We start from the raw sequence: 12,332 nt of genomic DNA on the forward strand, positions 1-12,332 counted from the left end.
CAGGACCGGCGCAGTATTGCGCAGGTGAGTCTATCGGTCCGGCGCCGGGGACGACGCCGGGGTGCGCGGCTCTCAGCGTGCGTTGTAGTTGGGCGCCTCGACGGTCATCTTGATGTCGTGCGGGTGGCTCTCGCGCAGGCCCGCACTGGTGATGCGCATCAGTTGGCCGCGCTCGGTCAGCTCGGGCACGGTGCGGGTGCCCGCGTACCACATGGACTGGTGCAGACCGCCGGTGAGCTGGTGGGCGACGGCGGAGAGCCGGCCGCGGTAGGGCACCTGGCCCTCGATGCCCTCGGGGATGAGCTTGTCCTCGGAGGAGACCTCGGCCTGGGCGTAGCGGTCCTTGGAGAAGGAGCGGCCGCGCATGGCCCCGAGCGAGCCCATGCCCCGGTAGGCCTTGAACTGCTTGCCGTTGATGAAGATGAGCTCGCCGGGGCTCTCCTCCACGCCGGCGAGGAGGCTGCCGAGCATCACACTGCTCGCGCCGGCCACGAGGGCCTTGGCGATCTCACCGGAGTACTGCAGTCCGCCGTCGGCGATGAGCGGCACACCGGCGGGCCCGCAGGCCCGAGAGGACTCCAGGATCGCGGTGAGCTGCGGGGCGCCCACACCGGCGACCACACGGGTGGTGCAGATGGAGCCGGGGCCCACACCCACCTTGACGGCGTCGGCACCGGCGTCGACGAGGAGCTGGGCGCCGGCGCGCGTGGCGACGTTGCCGGCCACGACGTCGGCGTCGGAGTTGGCCTTGAGCTTGGCGATCATGTCGGCCAGGCCGCTGGAGTGGCCGTGGGCGGTGTCGACGACGACGAAGTCGGCGCCGGCCTCCACCAGGAGCCTCGCGCGCTGTTCGGCCTCCTCGCCCACCCCGACGGCGCCGCCGACGACGAGGCGGCCGTCGGAGTCCTTGGTCGCCTCGGGGAACTGCTCGCTCTTGATGAAGTCCTTGACGGTGATGAGTCCGCGCAGGCGGTTGTCGGGGTCCACGAGGGGAAGCTTCTCGACCTTGTACTTGCGCAGGAGCTCGAAGGCCTGTTCACGGGCGACACCGACCGGCGCGGTGACGAGGTCCTCGGTGGTCATGACGTCGCGGGCCAGGCGGTCGCGGTCGTCCTCGAAACGCATGTCGCGGTTGGTGACGATGCCGACGAGCTTGCCGGCGGCGTCGGTGACCGGGACACCGGAGATGCGGTAGTGGGCGCACAGGCCTTCCACATCGGCGAGGGTGTCCTCGGGCCGGCAGGTGACCGGGGCGGTGACCATGCCGGCCTCGGAACGCTTGACGAGGTCGACCTGGCTGGCCTGTTCCTCGGCGGAGAGATTGCGGTGGAGCACGCCGGCGCCGCCCTGGCGGGCCATGGCCACGGCCATGCGCGCCTCGGTGACGGTGTCCATGGCGGCCGACAGCAGCGGCATGCGGATCTGGATGTTGCGCGAGAGGGCGGTGGTGGTGTCCACGTCCCCGGGCTGCAGATCGGAGTACCCGGGTACAAGGAGCACGTCGTCGTAGGTCAGCCCCGGAGGGAGCACTTTGTCCCCGTAATCGCTGTACTCCTGGCCCATGACACAACCTCCGCTGTCCTGAACGATCAAGGCGGCAGCCCCGCGTGTCGTCTCATCCTAGGACGTTCGTCCGCCCGCCCCAGGTGAAACAGGATGTTCGACCGGTCACTTCGCCGGGAGCCGGCAGTAACCGCTGCGCAGGACGGGACGCGAGGGGCAGATCCGGCGGGAACGTGTGCGCCGGGGCGGTTCATGGGAGGAGGCGTTGCGCCACGGCCACCTTCCGAAGCCGAGCAATAGCCCTGTGCTGGGCAACCCGTACCGCTCCTGCCGACATTCCAAGGACATGTCCCGTCTCATCCGCTGTCAGACCGACGATCACCCGCATGACGAGCAGTCTGCGCTGCTGTTCGGGCAGCTCGTCGAGTAGTTCTCTGGCCTTCTGGGCCTCGATGACCCGGACCGCTGCCTCCTCCGGGCCGGGACCGTCGTCCGCGCGCTCGGGGAGCGTGTCGGTGGGCACTGTCTCCACCCGGCCCGCCACACGGAGGGTGTCGGCGACCTTGTGGGCCGCGATCCCGTAGACGAAGGAGGCGAAGGGGCGCCCCCTGTCCTCGTACCGGGGCAGAGCCGAGAGCAACGCGACGCAGACCTCCTGCGCGACGTCGTCGGAGTAGTGGGCGAGTCCGGAGACCCGGGCCAGTCTGGCACGACAGTAGCGGACCACCATCGGGCGGACCTCCCGAAGGAGGGAGTCCATGGCCCCGTCCTCACCCTGCACAGCACGAGTTCCCAGGTGGTTCAGGCCCTGATCGGGCGCAGAGGCCTCCCCGGCCCCGTGCGCTCCTGGCCGCTGCGCGGCAACGCCTCCGTGGGCGCCTGCATCCGTCACGTCAGAAATGATGCCCCGCACACGGGACCCGACCGCTCCAACAGGACGCTACGGAATGGTCACATTTTGCAAAAATAACCCGAAACCGCCCAATGAGTCCCTGTATGTGGGGTGCCTCTCATGGTAGTGGGCGGGGCACCCGAGGGTACCCCGCCCACCGAACCACTCGGGAATACTGCTAGTGGCTGTGGCCCTCTTCGTCCTCCTCGGGCTTGTCCACGACCAGCGCCTCGGTGGTCAGGAGCATGCCCGCGATGGACGCGGCGTTCTGCACGGCCGAACGGGTGACCTTGACCGGGTCGAGGATGCCCTGCGCGGTGAGGTCCTCGTAGTCTCCGGTCGTGGCGTTGTAGCCGTGGCCGACCTCCAGCTCGGAGATGCGGTGCGTGACGACGTAGCCCTCCGCGCCGGCGTTCTCGGCGATCCAGCGGGCGGGCTCGGCCAGGGAGCGGCGCACGATGTCGGCACCGGTCCGGGCGTCGTCCTCCAGCCCCAGGTCGTCCAGGGCCTTGGCCGCGTGCACCAGGGAGGCGCCGCCGCCGGCGACGATGCCCTCCTCGATGGCCGCACGGGTCGCCGAGATGGCGTCCTCGAGGCGGTGCTTCCTCTCCTTGAGCTCGACCTCGGTGGCCGCGCCGACCCGCAGGACGGAGACGCCGCCGGCCAGCTTCGCGAGGCGCTCCTGGAGCTTCTCGCGGTCCCAGTCGGAGTCGCTGTTCTCGATCTCACTGCGGATCTGGCGGACGCGGTCGTCGACCTCGCTCTGCTCACCTGCACCGTCGACGATGGTGGTGTCGTCCTTGGTGACGGTGACCCGACGGGCGCTGCCGAGGGTCTCCATGCCGGCGTTCTGCAGGGTCAGGCCGACCTCTTCGGCGATGACCTGTCCGCCGGTGAGGACGGCGATGTCCTGCAGCATGGCCTTGCGGCGCTCACCGAAGCCGGGCGCCTTGACCGCGGCGACGTCGAGCGTGCCGCGCATCTTGTTCAGCACCAGGGCACCCAGGGCGTCGCCCTCGATGTCCTCGGCGATGATCAGCAGCGGCTTCTTGTTCTGCAGGACCTGCTCCAGCAGCGGGAGGAGGTCGTTGAGGTTGCTGATCTTGCCCTGGTGGATGAGGACCAGCGCGTCGTCCAGCACCGCCTCTTGGCGGTCGTTGTCGGTGACGAAGTAGGGAGAGACGTATCCCTTGTCGAACTGGAGGCCCTCGGTGAAGTCGAGGTCGAGCCCGAAGGTCGGGGCCTCTTCGACGGTGATGACGCCGTCCTTGCCGACCTTGTCGAAGGCCTCGGCGATGAGCTCACCGATCTGGGCGTCCTGGGCGGAGTTGGTCGCCACGTAGGCGATGTCCTCGCGCTCCTCGATCGGCACCGCGCGCTCGACCAGCGTCTTGGCGATGTGCTCGGCCGCGGCGTCGATGCCCTGCTTCAGAGACATCGGGGAAGCACCGGCTGCAACGCTGCGCAGGCCTTCGCGAACCAGGGCACGGGCCAGCACGGTGGCGGTGGTGGTGCCGTCGCCGGCGGCGTCGTTGGTCTTGGTGGCCACCTCCTTGACCAGCTGGGCCCCGAGGTCCTCGTAGGGGTCGTCCAGCTCGATCTCACGGGCGACGGTCACACCGTCGTTCGTGATGGTGGGGGCACCGAACTTCTTGTCGATGACGACGTTGCGGCCGCGCGGGCCGAGCGTCACCTTGACCGCGTCGGCGAGGCGGTCGACACCGCGCTCGAGCGCGCGGCGGGCGTCGTCCTCGAATTCCAGGATCTTGGGCATGTGGCTGACTCCCTCGTCGGTCCGGTGTTGAGAAGAAAGAAAAGCATCCCGCCCCGCCCGGCAGAGGGCCGACCGGATGCGGGATGCGTGGTCCTTGGTGCAGCGCGGGGCCGCAGGGACCTACTTCTCGACGACCGCGAGGATGTCGCGAGCGGAGAGGACCAGGTACTCCTCGCCCTCGTACTTGACCTCCGTGCCGCCGAACTTGCTGTAGAGGACGACGTCACCGATCTTGACGTCGGGGGCGACGCGGGCGCCCTTGTCGTCGAGCTTCCCGGGGCCCACGGCCAGGACCTCGCCCTCCTGGGGCTTCTCCTTGGCGGTGTCCGGGATGACCAGCCCGGAGGCGGTCGTCTGCTCGGCCTCCAGGGTCTTGACCACGACGCGGTCCTCGAGCGGCTTCAGCACGGTCTTGGTGGCGGTCGACACTGTCTGACCTCCCCCTTCACAGTTCTGGTGTCTTGCACTGCGGTCCACGCTCTTACGTGGACCGTCTACGAGAAAAAAGGGGCGACCGCGGCGGCCTGTCGTCGCGGGTGCCAGACCGGCCTCGTCGCGATTAGCACTCTACCCCCGAGAGTGCCAGAATGGAAATGAGACCGTGATCCCCGCCCGGGGACCCGTGTCCACCACCACAGATCACCGCGCACGGGGGAATTCATGCACGCGGCCGCGTTCGAGGCGCTGCTCACCGAGGCGGGACGGGAACTCCTGGGAGGGATCGACCCGACGGAGGCCGCGAACGACCGGTTGGCGGTGGCCTCGCGCCTGCGCACCGAGCCCGCCGTCGCGGCCCTGCGGCCCGACCTACCCGCTTCCGATCTGGTCAACGCACTCCTGACCCAGATCACCCTCCGTGAACGCGCGCGGGCCAAGTTCGGTGACCGCGCGGCCTCGATGTTCTTCACCCCGGACGGCGCCGAGCAGGCCACCCGCGCGAGTGTGGCCGCCTACCGGGCCGAGCGCACGGCGGAGGCCGGCGTGGAGGTCTCGGACGGACGGCCGTCCGGGGACCTGTGCTGCGGGATCGGGGCCGATCTGCTCGCCCTGGCCGAACGCGGGGTCCCGGTCGAGGGCACGGACCTCGACCCGCTGACCGTGGCCGTGGCGCGCGCCAACATCGCGGCCCTGGACCTGGAGGACGTCGCGCGGGTACGGCAGGGCGACGTCACCGCCACGGCGCCGGGGCAGTATCCGGTGCTGTTCTGCGACCCCGCGCGCCGGGGCGGGCGCGGCCGGGTGTTCGACCCGGAGGCCTACTCCCCGCCGTGGGGCTCTGCGGTGGAACTGGCCCAGGGGTCGGAGGCGGCCTGCCTGAAGGCGGCCCCGGGGATCCCGCACGAGGTGCTGCCGGAGGGCTCCGCGGCCGAGTGGATCTCGGTGGACGGCGAGCTCAAGGAGACCGCACTGTGGTTCGGCGCCCTGGCCGGGGGCCGGCGGCGTGCAACGGTGCTGCACGAGCGCCCGGGCCTGCGCGAACGCGAGGGAGGGGTCGCGCACCTGGAGGCCGACCCGGATGCGGGCCCGGCGCCGGTGGCCGCGGCACGCCGGTACCTGTACGACCCGGACCCCGCGGTGGTGCGCTCTCACCTGGTGGCGGAGGCGGCCGCCCGGGTGGACGGCGCCCTGCTGGACGAGCGGATCGCCTACTTCACCTCCGACCGGGCCGAGCTCTCGCCGCTGTGGCGGGTGCTGGAGGTCGATGCGGTCATGCCGTTCTCCCTCAAGAAGCTGCGTGCGGCACTGCGCGAACGCGGGGTCGGAACGGTGACGGTGAAGAAGCGCGGGTCGGCGGTGGACACCGAGCGGCTGCGGCGCGACCTGCGGCCGTCCGGGCCGGAGGCGGCGACGGTGGTCCTGACCAGGGTGGGGGACCGCCCCTGGGCGCTGGTGTGCCGCGAGGTGGCCTGACCGCAGGAGATCTCGGGAGGCAGGCGTTCCGGATCGTTATGTGAAAGAACCGGAAGTTCCCTCGTCCCTTGGGGCAAGTGGGGGCGGGTTGGTTAGGCTTGGGGCGCGAACCCTTCTCCTCTCGTGGATTCCCCCGGAAGGCCCCAGTGAGCAACCCACGACGCGGATCGACCGGCTCAGGAACTCTGCCCGAACTTGACACCCTCAGTCACGCTTGAATCACGTTGCGGCAGTATCTGTGCGGGTCGGCGTCCTCCCCGGGGAGCATCGAGAGTCCCGACCGCCCGGACCACCGTCCACTCCCCCGGGTGTGTATGGGAGCGCCGAAACCATAAGGAGCACCTCGGTGGAACAGACCAATCACAACTTCCTCAACGGTGGAGGTCAGACCGGGATCTCCGACCGGATGCGCGACCTTCTCTCCCAGGCCGCGCAGGAACACGTTTCCGAGCAGAAGTCCCAGGGGGCGGTCAGCGAGGAGATGCGTCAACGGTTGGAGGGCATGGAGTGGCTGCTGCGCGAACTGCGCGAGCGTGAGCTCACCTCCCTCTCCGAATCGATCGACGCGGTCAACGGCCGCATCGACGACTTCCTCGCCCGCCCCCCGGAGTGGGCCGAGACCCTCGCCGAACACATCGAGATCGTCGGCCAGCAGGTCAAACCCCTCGCCGACATGCCCTCCCTCCGGGCCGACACCCACCGCATCGCCGGCCACCTCGACACCGCGCTCACCCGTCTGCAGCGCATGGCCGAGACCGGCAACAAGACCGCCGAACAGGTCGACACGCTCGGTGATCGCCTCACCGGTCTGAGCGAGACCGTCGAGACCCGCCTGACCTCCCTGGACGAGGCCGTGGCAGCGCTCTCGGAGCGCACCGAGGCCGTGGAGGCCACCCTCAACACCCTCAGCGAGACCTCCGGGGAGCGGCACGAGGCGCTCACCGAGGCCCTCGAGCAGAGCAAGACCGAGATCACCGAGTCGCTGAGCGGCGGCAAGGAGGAACTCGCCGAGGCCGTCAAGGAGGGGCGCGAGGCCCTGACCACCGCTCTGACCGAGGCCCGCGAGGCCCTCTCGGCCGCCGGCAAGGAACTCGGCGAGGAGGTCACCGGCAAGCTCGACACCGCCGCCGCGGAGCTGCGCACCTTCGTCGAGGAGCGCACCGCCGAGCAGCACTCCACACTGCTGGAGCGCCTGCAGGAGAACACCGGCGAGCTGGGCGAGCGCACCACGAAGCTCGCCGAGGAGCTGGAGACCCTCTCCACCGCCGCCAAGGAGCGCCACGAGACCCTGCAGTCGGAGCTGAGCGAGCGCGCCGGCGCCGCGGAGCAGCGCCACGACAAGCTCGCCGAGAGCGTGGGGGAGCTCAGCACCCTCACCGAGGAGAACCACGCCGAGGCCACCGCCGCCGTCGCCGACCTGACCGGGTCGCTGGCCAAGGTCCGCCAGACCCACGAGTCCTCCCTCAACGACCTGCGTACGCACCTGCGTCAACGCCTGTCCGAGGTCACCGAGCAGATGGAACTGTCCCGCACCGAGGCGCGGGAGCAGGACGAGGCCGCCGCCGAGCGGCTGCGTGAGACCCTCACCGAGCGCACCGATGCCCTCACCACCCGGGTCGCCGAGGACGCGGAGAAGGTCGCCGCCGACCTCGCCGAGCTGCGCACCTTCGTCGAGGAGCGCACCGACCGCGCCGAGGGCAAGGACTCCGAGCGCCACCAGTCGCTCACCGAGGCCCTCACCGAACAGGTCGAGACGCACCGCACGGCTCTGGACGAGCGTTTGGAACGCCAGCGCGAGTCCCTGACCGGCAAGGTCGACTCGCACCTGTCGCAGATCACCGGCAAGGTCGACCACGAACTCGGTCGCCTCACCGACCGTTTCGACACCTTCGAGGGGCACTTCGAGGGCAGTTTCGAGGCGATCGAGGGCAAGCTGGACCGGGTCGACGGGCGCCTGGACGGCCTCAACGGGCGCGTCAACGGGGTCGAGGGCCAGTTCGAGGGGGTCAGCGGCCACTTCGAGGGTGTCGACGGGCGCATGGAGGCCATCGACGACCGTCTCGAGGCGCTCAACCAGCGCCTCAACCAGCTCCCGCAGACCCTGGAGGTCAGTGAGCTGCACCGGCGCATCACCGAGCTGGTGGAGCGCCCCGTCGTCGACAACACCGAGAAGCTCGACGAGATCGACTCCCACGTCACCTCCGCCGTGGAACCGGTCCTGCGCGAGCTCAAGCAGCGCCCGGACCGGCACGAGTTCGAGGAGACCGTCAGCGACGCGGTGGAGAACTCCCACGACGACATGAGCAAGCGTCTGGCCTCCCTGGAGGAGACCATGCTCGCGCTCGCCGAGGCGCTGCTGCGCCCGGGCCGTGACGGCAAGAAGAAGCGCCGTTTCGACGACGAGGACGACGACGAGTAGGACACTGCGTTCGCACGTGTGAAGGGCCCGGCTGCACCGCAGCCGGGCCCTGCCTCTGTCTCTGAGTGCCGCGGCTCCGTTCTCGCCGGCCCCCGCATCGACAATCCCGGTTTCACCAGCGCAGCAGCTCGACCCCCGATAGCCTTCTGGCGAGGCCGCTCCTCGTTGAAGCGTCTCATCGTCCCCCGGCGTCTCCTCGGAGAGGCCGCCCAGAACCACCTGGAGGGCCTGATGTCCGTGGACACGTACAAGTGGCAGAGCGACTTCGCCCGTACTTACGCCGCTCAGGGTCGTGAACAAGGCCGTGAACAGGGCCGTGAAGAAGGCCTGGCAAAGAGTGTGCTCTCCGTGCTGGTCGCCCGCGGGTTCGAGGTGGACGAAAGCACTCGCGAACGCATCCTGAGCTGCAAGGATGTGGACACCTTGGAAGAGTGGGTCCCGCGGGCCGTCAAGATCGAGAACCCGGAAGACCTCTTCGACTGAAACAACCACTTCCTGCGGGCGTACAGGTCCTGGCCCCAGTGGCGGCCGGGCCCTGCTTCCGGCCCGTCGCTACCGGTGTCCTGGACCAGAGCAGTGATCCGCTCGAGGTCTTCGCGGTCCTGTCCCTGCCACCGGCAGGCCCACGATGGCTCGATGGACCGGGAAAGCGACGCGATTCCTGCCGGGGTGAACGGGTAGGGATCGGGCGAGCAGCCCCCAGCGAAGCCCCCGACCGTCGAGGTAGTGAGGCACGCACATGGCACGCACAGTCGCTCACAAGCTGATCGGTGACCACCTGGCTTGGGGAGAGATGGTTCCGGGCTCGGAGATCGGCCTCACCATCGAGCAGACCCTGACCCAGGACGCCACCGGAACCCTGGTCATGCAGGAGCTCGAGGCCCTGGGCCTGGACCGCGCCGCCACGAAGCGGAGCGTCCAGTACGTGGACCACAACCTGTTGCAGACCGATGAGAAGAACGCCGAGGACCACGACTTCCTCCACTCGGCCTGCCGCCGCTACGGGCTGTGGTACTCCAAGGCGGGCAACGGTGTCTCCCACCCCACCCACATGCAGCGGTTCGGGATCCCCGGAACCACGATGGTGGGATCGGACTCCCACACCCCCGCGGCCGGTTCCCTGGGCATGCTGGCGATCGGGGTCGGGGGCCTGGAGGTGGCGCTGGCCATCGCGGGCCGTCCGTTGCGCCTGCGTATGCCCCGGGTCTGGGGTGTGCGGCTCGACGGCGAGCTCCCCGCCTGGAGCTCGGCCAAGGACGTGATCCTGGAGATGCTGCGCAGGCACGGCGTCTCCGGGGGCGTGAACCGGATCATCGAGTACTACGGCCCCGGTATCGAGACACTCACCGCCATGGACCGCCACGTCATCGCGAACATGGGCGCGGAGCTGGGCGCGACGACCACCGTCTTCCCCGCGGACGAGAAGGTGCGTGACTTCCTCCGCGCGGAGGGGCGCGAGGACGACTTCCGGGAGCTGTCCGCCGACCCGGACGCGGTCTACGACGACCACGAGCAGATCGACCTGTCCGGGATCGAACCGCTGATCGCGGCGCCCTCCTCCCCCGGCAACGTCGTGCCCGTGCGGGAGGTGGCCGGCCGGGAGGTCAGCCAGGTCGTCATCGGTTCCTCCGCCAACCCGGGGTACCGCGACTTCGCCGTGGCGGCGGAGATGGTGCGGGGCCGACAGACCGACAGCGGGGTCAGTTTCGACGTGAACCCCTCGTCCCGGCAGATCCTCGCCGACCTGACCAAGGCCGGCGCCGTCCTCGACCTGGTCAACGCCGGGGCCCGTATCCACCAGGCCGGCTGTCTGGGCTGCATCGGTATCGGCCAGGCACCCGCGGTGGGCAGGAACTCGCTCCGGACCTTCCCCCGCAACTTCCCCGGCCGTTCCGGGACCAAGGAGGACTCCGTCTGGTTGTGCTCCCCCGAGACCGCGGCCGCGTCGGCGCTCACCGGTGTCATCACCGACCCGCGCGACCTGGCGGCGGACCTGGGGATGGAGCATCCCGGCATCGAGTACCCCAAGCGCACCAGCATCAACACCTCGATGTTCGTGCCTCCGCTCCCGGTGGAGGAGGCCCGGCAGGAGGAGCTGGTCAAGGGGCCCAACATCTCGGCCCTGCCGGACCTGACCGAACTGCCGGACCGGATCGAGGCACCGGTCCTGCTCAAGGTCGGCGACGACGTGTCCACCGACGAGATCTCCCCGGCCGGGGCGCGCGCCCTGCCGTTCCGTTCCAACATCCCGGAGCTCGCCGAGTTCACGTTCACCCAGATCGACCCGGACTACCCGCGCAGGGCGGCGGAAGTGGTGGGCACCACCGGCCACGTCATCGTGGGCGGGCAGAACTACGGCCAGGGGTCCTCACGCGAGCACGCCGCCATCACCCCGCGCTACCTGGGTCTGCACGCGGTCATCGCCAAGTCCTACGCGCGCATCCATTGGCAGAACCTGGCCAACTTCGGGGTCCTGGCCCTGGAGTTCACCGACCCGGCCGACCACGACCGTCTGGAGAGCGGCGCCGTCCTGGTCCTGGACGGCGTTCGCGACGCGCTGGCCTCCGGGGGGCCGCTGACCGCGTTCGAGCGCGGCACGGACCGCAGCTACGAGCTCCGCCACAACCTCTCCTCCCACCAGGTGGACGCCGTGCTCGCCGGCGGTGAGATCCCCCTGATGAGAGAAGGGTCGGACTGATCGGATCGGGCCGTCCGGGTCAGGCGGTGAGGACGACCTTGCCGAAGAGGTCGCCCTCCGCCATGGCCCGGAACCCCTCCTCGGCGCGGTCCAGGGGCAGCACCCGGTCGATGCCGGGGCGCAGGCCGGTCGCGGCGAGCATGCGGGTCAGCGCCTCCAGCTCCGGTTTGGTGCCCATGGTCGAACCGATCACCCGCAGCTGCAGGAAGAAGACCCGGGTCAGCTCGGCCGAGGGCGCGTCACCGCTGGTCGCGCCGCAGGTGATGATCGCACCGCCGGGTTTGGCCGCCCGCAGTGAGTGTTTCCAGGTGGCCTGGCCGACGGAGTCGAAGACCGCGTCCACCCGTTCGGGCAGCCGCTCGCCCGAGGCCAGCACGGTGTGCGCGCCCAGGGACAGGGCCCGCTCCCGTTTGGCCTCGCTGCGGCTGGTGACGTAGACGCGGTGCCCCACGTGGGAGGCCAGCGTGATGAGGGCGGCCGACACACCGCCGCCCGCGCCCTGCACCAGGACGGGCGAACCGGGGTTCAGGGCGGCCTTGCCGAACAGCATGCTGTAGGCGGTCAGCCAGGCCGTGGGCAGGCAGGAGGCCTCCTCGAAGGAGAGCTCCGGGGGTTTGGGCACCAGGTTCTGCCGGGGCACGAGCACCTTCTCCGCGAAGGTGCCGTCGTGGACCTCCGAGAGCAAGGAGGGCCGCACACCGGGTGCGGCGCCCCCGGCCGTGGGGTCGCCCACCAGGCCGTGCACGATGACCTCGTTGCCGTCCTCGTCCACCCCGGCGGCGTCGCACCCCAGGACCATGGGGAGCTGCTCCTCCTTGATGCCCACGCCGCGCAGGCTCCACAGGTCGTGGTGGTTGAGGGAGGCCGCCCGGACACGGACGACCGTCCACCCCTCGCGCGGTTGCGGGTCGGGCCGCTGCCCGGCCTCGAGGGCGGATACCGGGTCCTCGGCGTCGAAACGTGCTGCTGTGATCGCGAACATATCCGGCACCCCATCACACGGCCGCTCCGGTCACCAGCCCCGAGCCCGTCCACCGGACCCGCCACCGCGTCGGAGCGCGCACGTAACTACTGCTTCTTCTTCTGGGTCTTCATACCGCTGAAGACGGCCACGAAGACGCAGACGGTGATCGCG

General features: G+C 69.9%; 9 protein-coding genes. 4 read left to right on the forward strand and 5 right to left on the reverse strand.

Annotation, left to right across the window (positions count from 1 at the left end; genetic code table 11):
* Positions 1 to 72 precede the first annotated feature (72 nt).
* From guaB to groES, 4 genes are all read right to left on the reverse strand, one after another.
* Positions 73 to 1,563 (reverse strand): IMP dehydrogenase, encoded by a 1,491-nt coding sequence (guaB, locus tag D473_RS0119115; protein ID WP_017610658.1) that lies wholly within the window; start codon positions 1,561 to 1,563, stop codon positions 73 to 75.
* 190 nt (positions 1,564 to 1,753) lie between these two features.
* Complete coding sequence (locus D473_RS0119120) at positions 1,754 to 2,308, reverse strand: sigma-70 family RNA polymerase sigma factor (RefSeq protein ID WP_026127108.1); 555 nt, start codon at positions 2,306 to 2,308, stop codon at positions 1,754 to 1,756.
* A 265-nt stretch (positions 2,309 to 2,573) separates the two neighbouring features.
* The gene (gene groL, locus D473_RS0119125; RefSeq protein ID WP_017610660.1) at positions 2,574 to 4,169 is read right to left on the reverse strand and encodes a chaperonin GroEL; all 1,596 of its coding nucleotides are present in this window, start codon (positions 4,167 to 4,169) and stop codon (positions 2,574 to 2,576) included.
* A gap of 120 nt (positions 4,170 to 4,289) precedes the next feature.
* Positions 4,290 to 4,598: a co-chaperone GroES gene (gene groES, locus D473_RS0119130; RefSeq protein ID WP_017610661.1), complete on the reverse strand. Its 309-nt coding sequence runs from the start codon at positions 4,596 to 4,598 to the stop codon at positions 4,290 to 4,292.
* 231 nt (positions 4,599 to 4,829) lie between these two features.
* Here groES and D473_RS0119135 point away from each other — a divergent pair, with 231 nt between their 5' ends.
* The 4 genes from D473_RS0119135 (at position 4,830) to D473_RS0119150 (ending at position 11,197) form a co-directional block, all read left to right on the forward strand.
* Positions 4,830 to 6,080 (forward strand): class I SAM-dependent methyltransferase, encoded by a 1,251-nt coding sequence (locus D473_RS0119135; protein WP_017610662.1) that lies wholly within the window; start codon positions 4,830 to 4,832, stop codon positions 6,078 to 6,080.
* Between the two features lie 346 nt (positions 6,081 to 6,426).
* A complete protein-coding gene (locus D473_RS0119140; protein WP_017610663.1) occupies positions 6,427 to 8,499 on the forward strand; it encodes a hypothetical protein in 2,073 nt (690 codons plus the stop codon).
* A 165-nt stretch (positions 8,500 to 8,664) separates the two neighbouring features.
* Complete coding sequence (locus D473_RS0119145; RefSeq protein ID WP_017610664.1) at positions 8,665 to 8,982, forward strand: hypothetical protein; 318 nt, start codon at positions 8,665 to 8,667, stop codon at positions 8,980 to 8,982.
* Positions 8,983 to 9,238: 256 nt separating this feature from the next.
* The gene (locus tag D473_RS0119150) at positions 9,239 to 11,197 is read left to right on the forward strand and encodes an aconitate hydratase (RefSeq protein ID WP_017610665.1); all 1,959 of its coding nucleotides are present in this window, start codon (positions 9,239 to 9,241) and stop codon (positions 11,195 to 11,197) included.
* A gap of 19 nt (positions 11,198 to 11,216) precedes the next feature.
* Here the strand turns inward: D473_RS0119150 and D473_RS0119155 are convergent, their stop codons facing one another.
* The gene (locus D473_RS0119155; RefSeq protein WP_017610666.1) at positions 11,217 to 12,179 is read right to left on the reverse strand and encodes a zinc-binding dehydrogenase; all 963 of its coding nucleotides are present in this window, start codon (positions 12,177 to 12,179) and stop codon (positions 11,217 to 11,219) included.
* Positions 12,180 to 12,332: the final 153 nt, after the last annotated feature.

Origin of the sequence: Nocardiopsis xinjiangensis YIM 90004, assembly GCF_000341145.1 — a bacterium.
GTDB classification, from domain to species: Bacteria; Actinomycetota; Actinomycetes; order Streptosporangiales; family Streptosporangiaceae; genus Nocardiopsis; species Nocardiopsis xinjiangensis.